The following is an 18,595-nucleotide window of genomic DNA, read 5'->3' as shown; positions in this document are numbered from 1 at the left end:
GAGAGGGAAGAAGGGAGGAACTGTGGTGCGAGGGAACTGTGGTGCGGTGAGCCCCAGAATCAGAACCAGAGTCAGAATCAGGGCTCTTGGGTGCCGAGCGGCTCCACCGGCGCGGGCCACGGCCCGGCTCCGGCCCGCTCGGCGACGCGGACGGCCTCGGGCGGCAACTCGGTCAGCCCCTCGGCGTTGTCCTCCATGACGCTGCCGGCGCCGGAGAACGCAGGGGTGATCGTGTTGTCCGTCCAGTTGCCGGCCGCGCGGTTCTCGACCCCGTATTCGGCCCAGTTCGACACCCACTTGTAGCCGACCCGGGTGACGACGTTGCGCGCGACGAGGATGTGCGAACTCTGCTCGTCCAGGTAGATCCCGTTGCCGTCGTTCGCGGTGGTGCCGTACTCGGACCGGTCGATGTGGTTGCCCTGGACGATCGTCCCCCGCTGCGGGCCCTGCGTGTAGACGGCCCCGCCGTCGTACTGCCGCTCGGCCACGCGCAGCACGTCGACGATCCGGTTGCCGGTGATCCGGTTGTCCCCGAGCCACGGATCCTGCGCCTCGGGCTGGTTCCATCCCCAGCCGACGCTGATGCCCGAGTACGGCAGGTGCTCCAACGTGTTGTGGTCGATGACCAGGTTCCGGGTGTACCCGCCCCAGACGGCGACCGAGTCCGTGAACTCCGCACCGGTGCCGCGGAAGGTGTTGAAGGACACTGTGTTGTGCTCATCGGCCAGCTCCAGGGCCGGATGCGGATCGATGTCGCCGACGTAGACACCGCCGGAGGACAGGTCGCTGAACGCGCAGGCTGTGACCGTGGTGTCCTTGGTCCCCGCCTCCAGCACGGCTCCCGCGCCGCCGAGGTGCACGAACTCGCAGCCGCTCACCGTGACCCGCCGTCCCCCGCGCACGGTCAGCGCCGCGACCGGCTTCGTGTAATGGGATCCGGCCTCGCCGAGCGGACCCGACGCACCGGTCAGCGTGAATCCCGCCTGGGCGCCGACATAGCCGTCGTCGGATCGGTGCCAGGCGGTGTGGCTGAAGGTCAGGCCTTTGAGAACGAGGTCGTGCGCGCCGTCCAGGATCACCAGCTGTTCGCAGGTGGGCACCACGACCTGCGCGCTCTCCATGTCCTCGCCCTCACGCGGAAGATACGTGACAGTCCGGTCATCGGAGTTCCAGACGAAGTGCCCGGGTTCCGTGAGCAGTTCGAGCGCGTTGGTGGCGAACATCGACCACCCGTGGATCTCGGTCCCGACCGCCGTGTTGTCCCAGTGCGGTCCGACCCGGCCGGTGCCCGGCAGCGCGTTGGTCCAGCAGGGTTCTGCGAAACGGATCAGGTCGCCCGAGACTTCCAAGATCCGGCAGTGGTAGTCGCGCCACCGCACCCGGAACACCATCTCGACATCCGACGGACGCGCATAAGCGGCGACCCCGAGTGAGCCGGCGCCGGTCATCCCCTCCGGGCCGATCTTGCAGTCGTCGTGGTCTAGCCAGTGGCTGCGCGCCCACGGTGCTCGCAGGCTATTGACATAGAGCTGGCGAGGCGCGGGAACCCCTTCCGGAACCGTCGCGACCCACCGGCCGTCCCCGGCCGGCCGCCATCCGCCGAGCGCGACGCCCCCGGAGATTTTGACGAGGCCCGAGCTCTCGACGAGGCCCGAGCGCTCGACGCGCCCGCCGGGCTCGGCGGTCCACGTCACCGTGTGGCCGTTGCGCCCGGAGTCCAGGTCGGTGAGGACCAGGGGAGCGGTCCGCGCATAGGTTTTGGCGCTCAGCCGCACCTCCAGGTCCTGCCCCTGCCCGGCCGCGAGCAGCCTTCGCACCTCGTTCTGTGCGACGTCCAGATCGTCAAAGCTCAGCAGCACGTCTCGCCGTCTCCTCTTCGCTGGCTCCCGGCAGGAGCACGTACATGTATCCGGCTCCCCGCGGCGAGATGCCGTGGTCGAGCCACAGGGTGTGGAAGACCCGCCGCACCTCGACCTCGTCGCCCTCGGTCGAGACGCCCACGTCGATCGCGTGCCACGTCCCGGTGCGCTCCTCGCGCAGCGCCATCAGATCGACGCCGCCGGGGAACACGTAGCCGCCGACGCCCTCCAAGTGGGCCCACTGCACACTCAGGTGGCGGCGCTCGATTCCGAGGTCCGGCGGTTGCGCGACACCGTCCACGACGAACCGCCGGCCGGCGTCCGCCCGCAGGTTCCGGTTCTCCACGATCGTCTCGATCCGGCGGCCGTCGGAGGCGGAGATGTCCGTCCCGAGCGCGACCACGGCGTCGTCCAGGAAGTGCCACCGCTTGTGCGCCCGCAGCGTGCTCCCCTCGCCGTGCAGGTCGAGCTCGGCGGTGCCGAACCCGCCGTCGAACAGCGTCCCGCCGGAGACCCGGTTCGGCGCCGTGATCGCGCCGGTGCCCCGGCCCGAGCCGCGTCCGACGTCCTCGCGCCGCCGCGTGTCGACGGTCGTGCCGGGGAGCCGGTAGGGGTCGACCGTCGGCCAGAACTCGTCCGTGTAGTGGTCGGGATCGCAGAGGTCGTAGATGTAGAGCATGCCGTCGCCGGTGTACCAGCCGTGCAGGTTCTCGCCGTTGCCGCACTCATAGCGCGCGATGCGCTCGGAGGACAACGACAGCGCGGCGGACCAGCGCGGCCGGTGGTGCACGACGCGCTCCATCGCACCGAACACGTGGAACCCGATCGGCCGTCGCAGCGCGCTCCAGCGCTCGACATATGAGGCGGGAGCGCTCTCCGCCAGCACCCGGATCGCGTCGAGCGTCGCGGCGCCGATGTCCCGGTCCCGCGAATGCTGCCGCGCGATGGCCCGGCCCCGCACCGTGTCCATCATCCGGCCCTCGAACAGGAACGGCAGGAACGACTTCTCGACCGCGTCGAAGACCACTGACACGCCGGGACCGGTGACCTCCCACTGCGAACCGCGTAGCAGCGCCAGGATCTCCCCGACCGACGTCAGCAGCACGACGCCGTACGACCCGGTGTAGGCGACCGTGTCGTGCTGGATGAACGACCCGTCCTCGTAGAAGCCGTCGCCGGAGGTCGCGTACTCGAACAGCGGCGACAGCCCGTTCCGGGCCAGAGCAACGCGATCGGCGTCCCCGGCGAGCAATCCGGACAGCGCGACGATCAGGGCTTTGTCAGCGCGGTTGGCCCCGGTCTCGCTAAGCGGCGACCATGGTCCGGACTTCACCCGGCGGTCGGGGTCCGGACAGAACCACTGCACCGCCGCGAGGTAGTCCTTCAGGTCGGACTCGGGAAGCTGCGTGCGAAGCAGGACGCAGATGTCCAGCAGGATGCGCGGGGTCCCGATCTCCCAGTGCCACCAGTTGCCGGTCTCCTCGGCTTCCGGGTGGAAGGCGTTCTCATGCAGGAAGCGTAGGGCGTCTACGACGGTCGCGGTCGCGCTGGGGTCTGCCAGCGTCAAGGTCCGCAGCTGCGCGTAGCTCAAGGTGGTGTGTCCTTCGTCGGACACATCGAGATCCAGCTGGATCCCGGTGGCTTTGATTCGGCTGCGGAGCTGTCGCTCGTACCGGGCGAGCAGCTCCTCGAATATCGCTTCCCGCATGAGCGGCGTCCGCCCCTCAGCTCTTCGGCGCGCTCGCGTACGCCTGCTCGAACTCCGACCGGATCTGGTCGCCGCCTTGGCTGCGCCAGGTCTTCAGCGCGGAGTCGAAGGCGCTCATGCCCGACTGCCCGCCGACGATCTGCGTCACGGTGTCCGTGATCGCCTTGTACAGCGAGACGCCCTGCTTGCCGTAGGTCGGCGAGTACAGCGTCGCGGTCGGGTCCGCCAGGGCCATCGGCACCAGCTCGGAGTAGGCCTGGTGGACCGCGTCGGTCAGGTCGTTGACGCCGGGGTTGTAGGTGACCAGCTGCGGCGCCGCGACGTACTTCCAGGTGACGTTCGCGTCGTTCTTGCCCTGCGCGGTCTGCACCGGGTTGTGGTTGGCGTCCAGCGTGTAGTCCGTGCCCTCGACGCCGTAGGTCTTGAGCAGGTACTCCTCGGTGCCGAACGGCGCGGCCAGGAAGTCGGCGAGCTTGAGCACCTCGGCCAGCTTCGCCGGGTCCGCCTTCTTCAGCATGGTGCCGGCGAAGACCACGTTGTCCTGGTAGGCCACGCCGGGCCCGCCGTTGGCGCCGAACGGGACGAACGGCATCAGCTTGGCGTTCGGGTCGATCTTCTGCGCGGTGGCCCAGACGCTGGTGGACAGCGCCGGCAGGCCGTCGTAGATCAGCGCGGCCTTGCCGGACTGGAACGCGTCCTCCATCTTGGCCTTGGTCCAGCCCTGCGAGCCCGGGTAGTAGCAGCCGGCCTTGGCCACCTTCACCATGAACTCCAGCGCGGCCTTGAACTCGTCGGTCTCGATGTCGGCGGTCATCTTGCCGCCACCGTCCACCCGCCACTTGTTCGGGACGCCGAAGATCTGCTGGAAGATCTGGAGGCAGTAGTAGTTGCCGTTGGAGCTGGTGGCCAGCGCGTAGCGGTCCTTGCCCGGGTTCGTCAGCTCCTTGAGGAGCGTGAAGAAGTCGTCGGAGTTCTTGATGTCCTTGTAGCTGTTGACGCCTGCGGCGGCGAACTGGTCCTGCCGGTACAGCCCGGCGCCGGCGCTGATGCCGCGCGGGATCGGGATGAAGTAGAGCTTCCCGGCCACCGTGCACTGCTCCCAGAACACCTTCGGGATCGCCGCCAGGTGCGGGTACTCCTTGACCTTGTCCCCGCCGATGAGCTCGGTGAGGTCGGCGATCTGCGAGTCCAGGAACTGCGGCAGGTTGCTGATGGTGGGCACGCCGGCCAGGCCGTCGTACTGGATCAGGTCCGGCAGGCCGCCGCCGGCGATCAGCGTCGAGAGCTTGGTGTCGAAGTCGTCGCCGACCACCATCGTGAGGTCGACGCTCGCGCCGATCTTCTTCTCCATCGCCTGCCACGCCGGGTTCGAGCCCCGGGCCGGGGGAGGAGCGGTGAACAGCGGCGTCATCGCCGAGAACTTGCCCCCGGACAGCGGCGGGCTGGCGAACGCGGTGGTCGGCGAGGCCGGATAGCTGTAGAAGCCGGCCGGGACGCCGGCGTCGGTGCCCGGCAGGTCCGGCTTCGGGCCGTCGGCCAGCGGCGTGTACGTCGGCAGTTGGACCTGCGCGGCGCTGCCGGCCTTGTTCACGGTCGCGGCCTTGCCGCTGCCGCACGCGGCCAGCGTCGAGCCGCCCGCGGTCAAAGCCGCCGCGGCGCCGACGCCGCGCAGGAACTCGCGGCGCCCGAGGCTTTGGGGTGTGTGCATGCTTCCTCCGATGAGTGCGGTGCCAATGGTTGCGGTGCCAATGAGTTCGGTGCCGATGAGTGCGGTGCCAGATGGTGGTGCGGGACGTCCTCAGCCCTTGACGGCGCCGGTGAGCACGCCCTTGGTGAAGTAGCGCTGCAGGAAGGGATAGACGGCGGCGATCGGCACAACGCTCACCACGACGACGGCCATCTGCACCGCCTGCTGCGGCACGACCCCCTCGTTGGCCGCGCTGGTCGCCTCGCCGCCGATCACCAGGCCGCGCAGCACCAGGGCCAGCGGCCACTTGCTGGTGTCGTTCAGGTAGAGCAGGGCGTTGAAGAAGGCGTTCCAGTAGGAGACCGCGTAGAACAACGCCACGACCGCGAGCACGGCCTTGGACAGCGGCAGCACCACACGGGTGAGGATCCGCCAGTCCCCGAGACCGTCGATGCGGGCGGCGTCCAGCAGCTCGGCCGGCAGGTTCATGAAGAACGAGCGCAGCACCACCAGGTTGAACGCGCTGACCAGGCTGGGCACCACGAGGGAGGCCAGGGTGTTGTAGAGCCCGAGCTTCTGCACGGTCAGGAACATGGGGATGACGCCCGGCGTGAACAGCATCGTGAACAGCGCGGTGGTCAGGAAGAACCGGCCGCCGACCACGCCGCTGCGGGACAGGCCGTAGGCCATCCCGATGGTGGCCGCCATGCTCAGCGCGGTGCCGACCACGGTGACCAGGAAGCTGATCCACAGCGCCTGGGAGACGATGCCGCCGCTGAACACGTAGCGGTAGGCGTCGAAGGTCGGGTGCGAGGGCCAGATCACCAGGCCGCCGGAGGCCGCGATGTCGGACTCCGAGGACAGGCTGGTCGCCACCACCGCCAGGAACGGATAGATCACCAGGGCGCTGATCACCACGATCGTCACGGTCTTGGCGCCGCGCCCGAACCAGCTGGGCCGCTCCATCCACGGCGGCCGTCCGGTCAGTGCCGGCTTCGCGTCCATCTCAACGGTCGCCACGGCTGTAGATCCCTTCCTGTCCGAAGCGGTGGGCGAGCTTGTTGGCGCCCAGGACGAGCACCAGCCCCACGACCGCCTTGATCAAGCCCGCCGCCGCGGCGGTGCCCCACTGCTGGGTGGCCACGCCGTGGTAGTAGACGTAGGTGTCCAGGACCTCGCCGGCCTTGGCGCCGACGGTGTCGCGCTGCAGGAGGATCTGCTCGAAGCCGACCGACAGGATCGTGCCCAGGCGCAGGATCAGCAGCAGGATGACGACCGGCATGATCCCCGGCAGCGTGACGCTGCGGAAGCGGCGCCAGCGTCCGGCGCCGTCCACCGCCGCGGCCTCGTACAGGCCCTGGTCGATGGCCAGCAGCGCGGCCAGGAAGATGATCGTGCCCCAGCCGCAGTCCTTCCAGATCGCCTGGATCGCCACCAGCCACGGGAAGAACCCGGGATCGGACATGAAGTCGAAGCGCGGCAGACCGGCCGCCGACATCATGTGCTGCATCGCGCCGGTCGGGCCCAGGACCTCCTGGAAGATCGAGACGATCACCACCCAGCCGATGAAGTGCGGCAGGTAGACCACGCTCTGCACGAACTTGCGGATCTTCGCCGAGGCGACCGAGTTCAGCAGCAGCGCCAGCCCGATCGGGGCCGGGAAGAACAGGATCAGCTGGATCAGGCTGATGACGAAGGTGTTGCTCAGCGCGGACCAGAACGCCTGGTCGGCGAACAGGTCCGTGAAGTTCTGCAGGCCCAGCCACGTGCTGTGGATGAAGCCGGTGTACGGCTGGTAGTCCTCGAACGCGGCCAGGTACCCGAACAGCGGCGCGTAGCTGAAGACCGCGAAGTACAAGAACCCCGGCAGCATCAGCGCGAGCATCACCTTGTCGCGCTTGATCCGCTGCCACAGGGACAGCGAGGGGCGTGCGACGGTGCCGCCGGCCCGCCGGCTGCGCCGAGTGCGTCTGGTACGGCTGCGGGGAGGGCCGCCGACTGCGGCCTTCTCGGGCACGGACCTGGGGACCGGGCGGTCCGCGGCGCGTATCTCGGTCAACGTGCTCTCCCGCCGGTAATCGCTTACTAATGTGATGAGCTGGACAGGAGTATTCGACTGAGCCGCATCCCTGTCAACCCCCCAGTACCCAAACTGTTTTCTTGCAGTTCCAGGCTTCGTGGTCTTGCGCTCCGGTCGTAGTAAGCGTGTACCATCCTCACCGACACACAGCGGAGGGGGAGATCATCCTGACCACGTCCCACACGGCCGCGCACATTCCGGCCCCGGCCACAGCGCCGGACCGTCCGACCCTGCTTCTGGCCGTGACCGCCGAGGAGTCCGGCCTGGTGCTGGACGCCGAGAGCCGCGAGCGCCTGGCCGCGACCGCGAGCATCGTGGCCGGCGGCGCCGTCCCGAGCCTGGCGGAGCCGGCGTTCACCGCGGCGCTGGCGGACACCGAGGTCCTGCTGACGTCGTGGTCCTCGCCGCGGATCGACGCCGACGTGCTGGCCGCCGCACCCCGGCTGCGCCTGGTGGTGCACGCCGCCGGCACCGTGAAGTTCCTGATGACGCCGGAGGCCTTCGCCGCCGGCGTCCGGGTCTGCTCGGCGGCCGAGGCGAACGCGGTGCCGGTCGCCGAGTACACGCTGGCCGCGATCATCCTGGGCGCCAAGCGCGCCTTCACAGCGGCCGCGCGCTACCGGCGCGGCCTGCGCTCGTCCGACGGCACCCACCGCAACCTGGACGGCATCAGCCCGATCGGCACGCACCGGATGACGGTCGGCGTCGTCGGCGCCTCCCGCATCGGCCGCAAGGTCGTGCGGCTGCTGCGCGACGTGCTCGACGCCGACGTGCTGATCTACGACCCGTACGGCGCCGGCGACCTGACCGCCGACCCCCGCGTCCGGATGACCTCGCTGGAGGAGCTGCTCGCGGCCTCGGAGGTGGTGAGCCTGCACGCGCCGCTGACCCCGGTCACCCGCGGCATGCTCGACGCCCGCGGCCTGGCCCTGATGCCGGACGGCGCGGTCCTGGTGAACACCGCCCGCGGCCCGATCGTCGACCAGACGGCGCTGACCGCCGAGCTGGTCTCCGGCCGTATCGACGCCGTCCTGGACGTCACCGCCACCGAGCCGCTGCCGCCGGACTCGGTGCTGTTCACGCTGCCCAACGTCTTCCTCACCCCGCACATCGCCGGCGCGCTGGGCGGCGAGGTGTTGCGCCTGGGACGCCTGGCCGTGGAAGAGGTGGAACGGTACGTAGCCGGTCTGCCACTACGGTATGAGGTACTTCCCGACCAGCTGGACCGGCTGGCGTGAGGCCACAGCCGAAGAGCAGGACGAAGGGAGCGGTAAGGGTGCCGACGCCGCAGGGCAAGCAGTCTCGGACACCACGGACGCCGCGGGACACCGCGGGCCCCAAGCGGGCCACCGTCCAGGAGGTCGCCGAGGCCGCGGGGGTGTCCACGGCCACGGTGTCCCGGGTCCTCAACGGCAACTATCCGGTGGCCGCCGACACCCGCCGCAAGGTCGAGCAGGCCGTGCGCACCCTGGGCTACGTGGTGAACGCGCACGCCCGCGCGCTGGCCGGCTCCCGGACCCGCACGGTCGGCATCATCGTCCAGGACATCATCGACCCCTTCTACACGTTCATCGCGCACGGCGTGCAGCGCCAGGCCGCCGAGGACGGCAAGCTGTGCCTGGTCTGCAGCACCTACGGCGTGGTCGGCGGCGAACTGGACCTGATCGACGCCCTGCACGAACAGCGCGCGGACGCGGTGATCCTGGTCGGCGGCGGCGTGGACGACCCGGCCTACCGCCGCAAGCTCGCCGACCGCGCCCGGGCCCTGGGCCGCGAGGGCTCGTGGCTGGTGCTGTGCGGGCGCCCCGCGTTGGAGCCGGGCGTCCCGGCCGGCGTGGTCGACTACGACAACACCGGCGGCGCGCACGCCATCACCGAGTACCTGCTCGGGCTGGGACACCGCCGGATCCTGTACGTCGGCGGGCCCGAACAGCTGTCCGTCCACCAGGGACGCGTGGCCGGCTTCCGGCGCGCTTACGCCAGCCGCGGCCTGGAGCTCGACGAGCGGCTGATCCAGCCCGGCGCCTTCAGCCGCCGCTTCGGCTACGAGCGCGTCGCGCAGCTGCTGCGCGACGGTTCGGCCGGGGAGTTCACCGCGGTCTTCGGCGCCAACGACGGCGTCGCCGTCGGCGCGATGCAGGCGCTGCGCGAGGCGGGCCTGCGGGTGCCGCAGGACGTCTCGGTGGTCGGCTACGACGACATCCCGCTGGCCGCCGAGGTCACTCCGGCGCTGACCACGGTGCACCTGCCGCTGGAGCAGATGGGGCGCGAGGCGGTGCGGCTGGCGGTCGCGCTGCGCGGGGAGTCCGAGGGCCCGACCGACACCCGCCACGTCGGCACCCACGTGGTGATCCGCGACTCGACGGCGCCCCCGCCGGCTCCTGCTTCTTGACCGAAAGGCCTGATCCTTGTTCTCACGCGCCGAATGGGAAGCCGAGGCCGACCGCTGGCTGCTGACCGCGCGCAAGCACGCGGTGGGCGGCGGGGCGCTGATCTGCCCGCCCGGCCCGGTCTCGCAGAGCGGGCCGGTCAGCGACGGGATGGAGGGCTTCGCCCGCAGCTTCCTGATCGCGGCCGCGCGGCTCGGCGGGGGCGAGGGCGACCCGCTCGGGCACGCCGAGTGGTACGCCGAGGGCCTGGCCGCGGCCGTGGATCCGGCGAGCGGCGGGTTCTGGCCGCGGGCCGTCGGCTTCGAGGACTGGCCGCACGCCGGGATCACGCAGTCGGCGGTGGAGGCGGCGAACCTGGCGTTCGGACTGGCGTTGTGCCGGGAGCAGGTGTGGGATCAGCTTCCTGATCCGGTGCGCGAACGGCTCGCCGACTGGCTGGCGCACCACGCGCGGCTGCGGGTGTGGCAGCACAACAACTGGCTGCTGTTCCCGGCGGTGGTCGAGGCGTTCCTGGAGTCGGTCGGGGTTCCGGTCGACGGTGGACACGGCGCGGAGAACGTCGAGCGCATCGATTCCTGGTACCTCGGGGACGGCTGGTACAACGACGGCCCTCCGGCGGCGCCCGGACGGAATCTCGATCACTACAACTCGTGGGTTTTTCAGCCTTTCCTGTGGCAGTGGTACGTGCTGCGGGGGGAATCGGGGGCGCGCGTTGAGCGGTTCCGGGAGCGGTTGAGCGAGTTCGCGTCGTCGTATGCGCTGCTGTTCGGCGACGACGGGGCGCCGCTGCATCTGGGGCGTTCGCTGGCTTATCGGCACGCGGTGTTGGGTGGCCTGTGGACTGCCGGGCTCGCCGGGGCCGATCCGCTCGGACCGGGTGTGGTGCGCGGGATCGCGGGACGGACGCTGGACTACTTCCGGCGGCTCGGGGTGGACGGTGCCGAGGCGCCGAGTCTGGGGTGGGGCGCACGGGAGTTCTTGCCGGTGGTGCAGGAGTACAGCGGGCCGGGGTCTGCTTACTTCGCTGGGATGGGGTTCCTGGGGTTGGCGGCCCCGGCTTCGCATCCTTTGTGGTCGGCGTCGGCATCGGCATCTGCATCAACATCGGCGCCTTCTGATACTCCCGCCGAGGACTCGGTGACATTTCTTCCGTCGCTCGGCTGGGCGGTGCAGCGCGGCTTGGGCGACGGGATCGTGCGCGTGGTCAACCACGGCAGCGATCACGCCAACTACGCGGACGATCCCGGCGACCCGCACTATGCGAAGTTCGCTTACTCGACGCGCACAGCTCCCGGTACCGGGGCCGCGTGGTCCGATCGCGCGTGGGCCACCGGTGTGGACGGGCACGTGGCGCTCGTCGACGAATGGGGCCGGGCGACGCGGCGAGGACGGATCATGGGTGTCGCGGCGGGGGAGGGGTACGTCGCGTCGTGGCACGTGCCGCGTCTCGGGGCCTCGGGGCGGGAGTTGGCCGGGGCGCGGATCGTGACGGCTTCGCTGGTCACGGCCCGGTATGAGCTGCGCTGCCATCTGGTGACGGCTCCGGCCGGGTGGTCGCTGCGCGAGGGCGGGCATGCGGTCGCCTCGGACGCTGAGGTCGAGTGCGGCGCGGATGCTCTGACGGCCTGGGCCGTCGGCGGTGGTGTCCGTTCGTCGGTGTCAGGCGTGTTCGGCTACGAGGCGAGTGCTGTCGTGCGCTACGAGGATGCGAATGCGCTCGGACGACACAGCGCTGCGCCATACCTGTCCGCCGGGCTTTCATCGGCAGAGTCTGTGCATGTCGCACTACACGTTCTGGAGGCTGCGGACACCGCGCCCGACACCGCGCCCGACCTCGACCCGGCCGGCCTGATCGACGTCCGCGGAAATGAGGTGACTGCGCGCTGGCCCGGGGGATCTACTGTCTCGGTCGATCTGGGCAGTCTCTTCGCCTCCGGGAGCACCGATGCCGCATCTTGAACTCGTCCGCGCCGACCACGCCGACGCCCTGCTCGCCTTCGAGCTGGAGAACCGCGAGTACTTCGCCGCCTCCATCCCCGACCGCGGCGACGACTACTTCGCCGAGTTCGCCGCCCGCCACGCCCAACTCCTGCAATGGCAGGTCGAAGGCACGGACTTCTTCCACGTCCTGGTGACCGACACGGGCCGGATCGCAGGCCGCGTCAACCTGGTCGAGGTCGCGGACGGCTCAGCCGAACTCGGCTACCGCATCGCCCAGAACCACGCCGGCCAAGGCCTGGCCACCGCCGCCGTCGCCGAGATCCGCAAACTCGCCGCCACCACCTACGGCCTCACCACACTGCGCGCAAAGGCGACCCTCGACAACCCGGCCTCGCACAAGGTGCTCGAGCGCAACGGGTTCGTGGCGACCGGGGAGCGGGTGCTGAACGGGAAGCCCGCGGTGACGTACTTGTGTGAGCTCGGCTAGCTCCTCGCCCAGCTCCTCGCCTGGCTTTCCGGCCGCACGATCCGCTCCACCATCGCTCCGACCGCCTCCCGGATCGCCGCCGGCTCCAACTCCGTGTCCGGGTTCGCGGTCGCGCCGAAGGGGAACGCCGGGGACCAGGCCGTCGCCAGGGTCATGACCGCCATCAGGATCAGTTCGGGCGGGACCGTGGCGGCCACGGTTCCGGTTTCCTGCTCGGCGCGGATCAGCGGGATCTTGCGGTCGTGCTCGCGGGCGCGCGCCGGGGGGCGGGGCGCGGTGCGCTCCAGGGTGGCCCAGGCCAGCAGGCGGTAGACGTCCGGGTTGGTGTGGGCGTAGTCGAAGACGCGGCGCGCCAGGTCGGGGAGGTTCTGGGGGGTGAACTCCAGGCCCGCGTAGGCGTCGGCGAGGTGGTGGTCCAGGACGGTGGCGAAGAGGTTCTCCTTGCTGTCGAAGTAGACGTAGATCAGGTTCTTGTTGCAGGCGGCGTTCTTCGCTATGCGGTCCACGCGGGCGCCGGCCACGCCGTGGTCGGCGAATTCCTGGAAGGCGGCGGCGAGGATGCGCGCCTTGGTTTCCTGTGCGGCCATGCGCTCAGCCTATCGCTTGACTAACCGGTTAGTGAAGCTTAAATTGACTAACCGGATGGTTAAGTACTCGATCGAAGGACCTCTCATGGACTCCACGACTGCCGGAGGCGCTCGCCCGACCGGGCTGGCGCTGGTCACCGGCGCCTCCTCCGGCATCGGCCAGGCCTTCGCGCGCCGGCTCGGCGGCCTCGGCCACGATCTGATCGTCGTCGGCCGGCGCCGCGAGCGCCTGGACGCGCTGGTGGACGAGCTGCCGCAGGTCTTGGTGCGGCCGCTGGTCGCCGACCTGGCCACCGACGAGGGCGTGGCGGCCGTCGCCGAGGTCTGCGCGACCGAGCCGCTGACGCTGCTGGTCAACAACGCCGGCGTCGCGCACTACATGCCGTTCGCCGAACTCCCGGCCGCCAAGGCCGCCGAACTGCTCCACGTCAAGGCCGTCGCCCCGGTCATGCTGTCCCGCGCCGCGGTCCCCGGCATGCTGGCGCGCGGCGAGGGCGCCATCGTCAACGTCGCGGGCATGATCGCCTTCAGCGGGCCGGCGACGCTGGAGCAGGTGCCGGTGCGGCGCGCGGTCTACGCCGGGACGCTGGCCGGCAGCGTCGCCTTCTCCCAGACGCTGCACGAGGAGGTCAAGGCGCAGGGCCTGAAGGTGCAGGCGCTGTGCCCGGGCGTCGTGGCGACCGAGTTCCACGAGCGCCAGGGTCTCGACCTCAGCGCCGTCCCGCGGATGTCGGCCGACGACGTGGTGACCGCGAGCCTGCGCGGACTCGAACTCGGCGAGGTGGTCTGCGCTCCCGGCGTCGAGCGCGAAGACCTCCTGCAGGCGGTGTCCGCCGCCGATCTCGCCGCGTTCGGCGCGCAGTCTCCGGAGCTCGCGCAGCGATACATCTGATCTCTTACTGAAACAAGCTGCGATGGTGGCGGCTTGACCCTGGTCAAGCCGCTGTTTCCATGTTCGGGGTTGACAGACATCCGAGGAATCATCAGGGTGACCCCTGACGAGTTAAGGATGTTAACGGAGGGACCCCATGATCAGGGTTCGACGACAACCCGGACGCCTCGTGACAGCGATCGCCGCGGCCGCGGCACTCGCCGCCGGCACCACGGCCGCGACCTCGACCGGCACCAGTCCCGATCACCACGGAGTCACCACGGTCTTCGTGTCCCCCTGGGGCGACGACCACGACAGCGGCACGAACCCCGGCCGTGCGGTGCACTCCCTGCAACGCGCGCAACAGATCGTCCGATCGCTGAACTCCGCGATGGCCGGCGACATCCGCGTCGACCTCGCCGACGGCACCTACCCGCTGTCCCAGCCGCTGGCCCTGGACGCCCGGGATTCCGGGACGAACGGCCACACCGTGATCTGGACCGCCGCCCCCGGCGCCCATCCGGTCATCAGCGGCGGCACCCGCGTCGACGGGTTCCGGCCGTCCGGGCAGACGACGTCGGCGGGCACGCCGATCTGGTCGGCCCCGGCGCCGGCCGGGCTTCCGTCCCGGGAGATGTACATCGACGGCCGCCGTGCGCAGCGCGCGTCCGGCACAGTACCGGTCACGCTGAAGGCGACGCCGACCGGCTACACCGCGTCCTCGGGTCTGATGGCGTCGTGGGGGAATCCGACCGCCATCGAGTTCGTCTACAGCGGCGGCGACGGCTACTGGTCGCTGCACACCGGCGGCCTCGGGGCCTGGACCGAGCCGAGGTGTCCGATCGCCTCCGTCTCCGGCACCACCATCACCATGGCAGAGCCCTGCTGGATCAACTCCACGCAGCGCGTGATGCGCACGGACAGCTCCGGGCGGACCGTGAACCTCGTCGGCCCGGCCTCGGTCGGCAACCACGAACTGCCCACGTCGGTCGAGAACGCGCGCGAGCTCTTGCAGCGGCCGGGCCAGTTCTATTACGACGCCGCGGCCGGGCGCGTGGACTACGTCCCGCTCCCCGGCGAGCGGCCGGACCGCGCCGACGTCGAACTCGCCACGGCGCAGACGCTGGTCAGCGGCACCGGAACGGCTGACGCGCCGGTCCACGACATCGCCTTCTCCGGATTGCGGTTCTCCTACGGGACGTGGGATCAGCCCAGTTCTGACGAGGGCTTCTCGGAGATCCAGGCCGGCTACACGATCACCGGTGCCGACGGCTACGCCACGCAGGGCCTGTGCCAGTTCATCGCCGGCGGCACCTGCCCGTTCGGGAACTGGACCAAGGAGCCGGGGAACGTCTCGTTCGAGCACGACCGGCGGATCTCGTTCACCGGCGACGTCTTCACGCACCTCGGCGCGGCGGGCCTGGACCTCGGTGACGGCTCGCAGAACGACTCCGTCAAGGGCTCGGTGTTCACCGACATCTCCGGCAACGGCCTGGAACTCGGCGGAGTGGACGATCCGCTGCCGGCGGTCGCGGGCGACCACACCGTCGGGAACCAGGTCACTGACAACCACATCTATTCCACGTCGGTGGAGTACCGCAGCGGAGTCGGGATCGACGTGGGCTACGCCGAGGACTCGCTGATCTCCCACAACCAGATCGACCACACCCCCTACACCGCGATCTCGCTGGGCTGGGGCGGCTGGCCGGACAAGATCAAGGCCCCGGCGATCGCCAACTCCAGCCATGGCAACGTGGTCTCCGACAACCTCATCTATGACGCGATGCAGTACCTCGCCGACGGCGGGGCCATCTACACGCAAGGCATCACCGGGTCCTCGCTGGGCGATGGCGAGCAGATCACCGGGAACGTCATCCACGACATCCTGAACCACGGACACGCGATCTACTGCGACAACGGCTCGACGTTCCTGACCATCACCTCGAACGTCGAGTACGGCAACCAGAACGACTGGGGCGCGCGCCACGCGGACTACGTGCCGCCGGCCGACGGCTCGACCGACGATCCGCTGGACATCGAGCACAACTACTGGCAGCAGGGCGATCCGGACTCCGATGCGCGCGGCGTGGTGGTCGCGGGCAACACGATCATCACCGGTCCGCGGGACGCGCCGCGCACGATCGCCGACGCGGCCGGGTTGGAGCCGCGCTACCGCGGGTTGCTGTCCGTGGATCCGGGACACGTCCGCGGTGCGGTACCGGACGCTCCGCAGCAGGCGGCGGCGTTCGCGGGGGAGGGGTCGGCGTACGTGTCGTTCACGCCGACGTTCTCCGACCAGGGGCGGCCGGTCACGGCGTACACGGTGACGGCGTCGCCGGGTGGGAAGCAGGTGACGGTTGACGCCGCGGCGTATCTGAAGACGTTCTACGTGCTGGTGCCCGGCCTCACGGACGGGACCGCGTATACGTTCACTGTCACAGCGGACACCGGGCATGGCGCGGCGGACCCGCACAGCTCCCCGTCGTTGCCGACCGGCGCGGTGACGCCGGCCCCGGCGACCGTGGTGCCGGCCGCACCGGCCTCGGCCTCGGCGGACGCCGGCGTCGGTGACGTGAGCGTGCACTGGAACCCGGCGACCGTGGCGAAGGGCACGACGCCGACCCTGTCGTACGACGTGACGCTGACGGACCAGAAGACCGGCGCGGTCGCGACCGTCACCGAGACCGGCAAGACGGAGGTCTGGGCGACCAACGGCCGTGACACGTTCGCGGTCGTCGGCGGCCTGGCCCATGGTGACGCCTATGCCGTGACAGTCGCGGCCCGGAACGCCGCCGGTGTGGGGCCCGCGGCGTCCGCCGGGGTGGTGACCATCGGCTAGGACGATCGGATCGCGCGGCGGTCGGAGCCTTATGGAGCTCCGGTCGCCGCGTGTTCCGGGATAAACCCGGTAAGTCAGTGCTAAGTCAGTGCAATGATCTGAGCATGGAGCGGACGGCGTCGCGGCGCGTGGTCGTGATCGGCAGCATCAACGTCGACGAGGTCGTGGGAGTGGCCGAACTGCCGACGCCGGGGGAGACGGTGCACGGACGGGAGCGCGCGACCGGCCTCGGCGGCAAGGGCGCGAACCAGGCGGTGGCGGCGGCAGTCGCCGGCGGCGAGGTGGCGCTGGTCGGAGCGGTCGGTGCGGACGAGCGGGGTGCGACGGCTCTTGAGCAGCTGAGGGGCTACGGCGTCGACACCTCGATGGTCGCCACACTCGACGGCACCCCCAGCGGACGTGCGCTGGTGATACTGAGCGAGGCCGGGGAGAACGAGATCATCGTGATCGGCGGCGCGAACCAGGCTCTTGATGACAGTGTCCTGAAGCAGGATGTACTGCGCGAGGCCGCCGTGATGGTGGTGCAGGGCGAGGTGTCGCCGACCGTGAACCGGGCGGCGCTGCGCCTGGCCGCCGAACGCGGGGTTCGCGCGGTGGTGAACCTCGCTCCGGTCCAGGACCTCGGTGCCGAGCTCGCCGGGGCGGATCCGTTGGTGGTCAACGAGATCGAGGCCGGTCAGCTCATCGGGTCCGAGCTCGGCACCGTGCCGGACGTCACCGATGCGGCACCGCGGCTGCGGGGGCTGGCGCGGTCGGTGCTGGTGACGCTCGGCGCGTCCGGCGCCGTGCTCATCACCGGCGAGGCGGTCGACCACGTGCCCGCGCCGCGCCCCGACCAGGTCCGCGACACCACCGGGGCCGGCGATGCCCTGGTGGGTGTCCTCGCCGCCGCGCTCGCGGAGGGTTTCGAGCTGCGCGCGGCGGTGGAGCGGGCGGTTCGGGCGGCGAGTCTGTCGGTCGCCGAGGTCGGTGCCGCTGCCAGCTATGAGGCGTTTCGGGGGCGGCTCGGTCAGGAGTGAGCCCGGCGCGCTAGCTATGGGGCGTTTCGGGAGCGGCTCCGTCGGGAGTGAGCCCGGCCATCAGGTTCTCGACGTGCGTCTGCGTCCATGATGCGACCATGCGCTCCGGCGTCGCGTGATACAGCTCGGCCAACGCCTGTAAGTCCCGTGCCACCTGCGCGGGCAGCGGTACCGCCAGTGTCACCGTGTCCTTCTTAGTCACCCGGCCAGTGTGCCATCGCCGCCGCCTTGACAGGCAGCCAAACGGCTGCCTAAATTAAAGGCAGCCGAAAGGCTGCATATTTGGGGAGAGGGCGACGGGCATGGACGAGGTGTTCAAGGCGCTGGCCGATCCGAGCCGGCGTGCGCTGCTCGATTCGCTCAACGCCCGCAACGGGCAGACGCTGCGCGAGTTGTGCGCCGGCTTGGACATGGCCAGGCAGTCCGTCAGCAAGCACCTCGCCGTGCTGGAGGAGGCCGGTCTGGTCGCCACGGTGCGGCAGGGCCGCGAGAAGCTGCACTACCTCAACGCCGCGCCGGTGCACGAGATCGCCCACCGCTGGATCAACCAGTTCGACCGCGCCAGGGTCCAAGCCCTGGCGGACCTGAAACTCGCCTTGGAGGACACCGCGATGGACACCGTGACCGAAACCGCGACGGAAGCGCCGACCTTCGTCTACACCACCTACATCCGCACCACCCCGGAGAAGCTGTGGCGGGCGCTGACCGAGCCGGCCTTCACCCGGCGCTACTGGGAGACCGAGTTCACCACCGACTGGGCCGCCGGCTCGCCGATGACCTGGGACAACCACGGCGTGGTGATCGCCGACCCGGAGCAGGTCGTGCTGGAGTCCGACCCGTACAGCACCCTGTCCTACACCTGGCACTCCGTCACCCCCGAGCTCGCCAAGCGTTTCGACTGGGACGAGGAGACGCTCGCCCGGCTGTCCGCCGAGCCCCGCTCGAAGGTCACCTTCACCATCGAGGAGGAGGCCCCGCAGACCGTGAAGCTCACCGTCGTGCACGACGGCTTCGGCGCCGGCTCGAAGTTCGCCGAGATGGTCAGCCACGGCTGGCCGAGCGTGATCGCGAGCCTGAAGACGCTGCTGGAGACCGGCGAGCCGCTGGGGACGGACGTCGCGTGACCG

15 protein-coding genes are annotated in these 18,595 nt (G+C 70.1%); 8 read left to right on the top strand and 7 right to left on the bottom strand.

Going from position 1 to position 18,595, the window contains the following annotated elements:
* Positions 1 to 77: 77 nt before the first annotated feature.
* The 5 genes from ABIA35_RS30285 to ABIA35_RS30265 form a co-directional block, all read right to left on the bottom strand.
* A complete protein-coding gene (locus tag ABIA35_RS30285) occupies positions 78 to 1,859 on the bottom strand; it encodes a right-handed parallel beta-helix repeat-containing protein (RefSeq protein ID WP_370360104.1) in 1,782 nt (593 codons plus the stop codon).
* Complete coding sequence (locus ABIA35_RS30280) at positions 1,843 to 3,567, bottom strand: polysaccharide lyase 8 family protein (protein WP_370360103.1); 1,725 nt, start codon at positions 3,565 to 3,567, stop codon at positions 1,843 to 1,845. The genes ABIA35_RS30285 and ABIA35_RS30280 overlap by 17 nt, the downstream gene beginning before the upstream one ends.
* Positions 3,568 to 3,583: 16 nt before the next feature.
* Positions 3,584 to 5,275 (bottom strand): hypothetical protein, encoded by a 1,692-nt coding sequence (locus ABIA35_RS30275; RefSeq protein ID WP_370360102.1) that lies wholly within the window; start codon positions 5,273 to 5,275, stop codon positions 3,584 to 3,586.
* A 90-nt stretch (positions 5,276 to 5,365) separates the two neighbouring features.
* Positions 5,366 to 6,220: a carbohydrate ABC transporter permease gene (locus ABIA35_RS30270; RefSeq protein ID WP_370339265.1), complete on the bottom strand. Its 855-nt coding sequence runs from the start codon at positions 6,218 to 6,220 to the stop codon at positions 5,366 to 5,368.
* 40 nt (positions 6,221 to 6,260) lie between these two features.
* Entirely contained in the window at positions 6,261 to 7,313 is a 1,053-nt protein-coding gene (locus ABIA35_RS30265; protein ID WP_370338957.1) for an ABC transporter permease, read from the bottom strand.
* Positions 7,314 to 7,459: 146 nt separating this feature from the next.
* Between ABIA35_RS30265 and ABIA35_RS30260 the strand changes: the two genes are divergently transcribed.
* From ABIA35_RS30260 to ABIA35_RS30245, 4 genes are read left to right on the top strand one after another with little or no spacing between them, the layout of a single operon-like run.
* Entirely contained in the window at positions 7,460 to 8,572 is a 1,113-nt protein-coding gene (locus ABIA35_RS30260) for a hydroxyacid dehydrogenase (RefSeq protein WP_370360101.1), read from the top strand.
* Positions 8,573 to 8,610: 38 nt separating this feature from the next.
* On the top strand, positions 8,611 to 9,726 hold the full coding sequence (locus tag ABIA35_RS30255; RefSeq protein ID WP_370338961.1) for a LacI family DNA-binding transcriptional regulator: 1,116 nt from the start codon (positions 8,611 to 8,613) through the stop codon (positions 9,724 to 9,726).
* A gap of 16 nt (positions 9,727 to 9,742) precedes the next feature.
* Positions 9,743 to 11,683, top strand: a complete 1,941-nt coding sequence (locus ABIA35_RS30250) for a DUF2264 domain-containing protein (RefSeq protein ID WP_370360100.1) — start codon at positions 9,743 to 9,745, stop codon at positions 11,681 to 11,683.
* A complete protein-coding gene (locus ABIA35_RS30245) occupies positions 11,670 to 12,152 on the top strand; it encodes a GNAT family N-acetyltransferase (RefSeq protein ID WP_370360099.1) in 483 nt (160 codons plus the stop codon). The genes ABIA35_RS30250 and ABIA35_RS30245 overlap by 14 nt, the downstream gene beginning before the upstream one ends.
* On the opposite strand, the gene ABIA35_RS30240 is transcribed toward ABIA35_RS30245, so the two are convergent.
* Positions 12,149 to 12,739: a TetR family transcriptional regulator gene (locus tag ABIA35_RS30240; RefSeq protein ID WP_370338968.1), complete on the bottom strand. Its 591-nt coding sequence runs from the start codon at positions 12,737 to 12,739 to the stop codon at positions 12,149 to 12,151. The genes ABIA35_RS30245 and ABIA35_RS30240 overlap by 4 nt on opposite strands.
* Before the next feature lie 85 nt (positions 12,740 to 12,824).
* On the opposite strand from ABIA35_RS30240, the gene ABIA35_RS30235 reads away from it, so the two are divergent.
* The 3 genes from ABIA35_RS30235 to ABIA35_RS30225 all read left to right on the top strand — a co-directional run bounded on the left by ABIA35_RS30235 (position 12,825) and on the right by ABIA35_RS30225 (position 17,468).
* Positions 12,825 to 13,631 carry an SDR family NAD(P)-dependent oxidoreductase gene (locus ABIA35_RS30235; protein ID WP_370360098.1) on the top strand — a complete coding sequence of 269 codons (807 nt, stop codon included), beginning with the start codon at positions 12,825 to 12,827 and terminating at the stop codon, positions 13,629 to 13,631.
* Positions 13,632 to 13,800: 169 nt separating this feature from the next.
* Entirely contained in the window at positions 13,801 to 16,449 is a 2,649-nt protein-coding gene (locus tag ABIA35_RS30230) for a fibronectin type III domain-containing protein (protein ID WP_370360096.1), read from the top strand.
* A gap of 104 nt (positions 16,450 to 16,553) precedes the next feature.
* Entirely contained in the window at positions 16,554 to 17,468 is a 915-nt protein-coding gene (locus tag ABIA35_RS30225) for a ribokinase (protein WP_370360095.1), read from the top strand.
* A gap of 10 nt (positions 17,469 to 17,478) precedes the next feature.
* Here the strand turns inward: ABIA35_RS30225 and ABIA35_RS30220 are convergent, their stop codons facing one another.
* Complete coding sequence (locus ABIA35_RS30220) at positions 17,479 to 17,670, bottom strand: hypothetical protein (RefSeq protein ID WP_370338976.1); 192 nt, start codon at positions 17,668 to 17,670, stop codon at positions 17,479 to 17,481.
* A 100-nt stretch (positions 17,671 to 17,770) separates the two neighbouring features.
* Between ABIA35_RS30220 and ABIA35_RS30215 the strand changes: the two genes are divergently transcribed.
* Positions 17,771 to 18,592 (top strand): ArsR/SmtB family transcription factor, encoded by an 822-nt coding sequence (locus tag ABIA35_RS30215; RefSeq protein ID WP_370360094.1) that lies wholly within the window; start codon positions 17,771 to 17,773, stop codon positions 18,590 to 18,592.
* The last annotated feature ends 3 nt before the right edge of the window (positions 18,593 to 18,595 follow it).

It is taken from the genome of Catenulispora sp. MAP12-49 (assembly GCF_041262705.1).
Lineage (GTDB): Bacteria > Actinomycetota > Actinomycetes > Streptomycetales > Catenulisporaceae > Catenulispora.
Note: the sequence above shows the minus strand (reverse complement) of the source record. Positions and strands in the feature narration are given on the sequence as shown.

Coding starts and splice junctions, on each gene's coding strand:
- ABIA35_RS30270 (WP_370339265.1), bottom strand. CDS start 6,220: ATGGAGCGGCCCAGCTGGTTCGGGCGCGGCGCCAAGACCGTGACGATC.
- ABIA35_RS30245 (WP_370360099.1), top strand. CDS start 11,670: ATGCCGCATCTTGAACTCGTCCGCGCCGACCACGCCGACGCCCTGCTC.
- ABIA35_RS30275 (WP_370360102.1), bottom strand. CDS start 5,275: ATGCACACACCCCAAAGCCTCGGGCGCCGCGAGTTCCTGCGCGGCGTC.
- ABIA35_RS30225 (WP_370360095.1), top strand. CDS start 16,554: ATGGAGCGGACGGCGTCGCGGCGCGTGGTCGTGATCGGCAGCATCAAC.
- ABIA35_RS30215 (WP_370360094.1), top strand. CDS start 17,771: ATGGACGAGGTGTTCAAGGCGCTGGCCGATCCGAGCCGGCGTGCGCTG.
- ABIA35_RS30280 (WP_370360103.1), bottom strand. CDS start 3,567: ATGCGGGAAGCGATATTCGAGGAGCTGCTCGCCCGGTACGAGCGACAG.
- ABIA35_RS30240 (WP_370338968.1), bottom strand. CDS start 12,739: ATGGCCGCACAGGAAACCAAGGCGCGCATCCTCGCCGCCGCCTTCCAG.
- ABIA35_RS30235 (WP_370360098.1), top strand. CDS start 12,825: ATGGACTCCACGACTGCCGGAGGCGCTCGCCCGACCGGGCTGGCGCTG.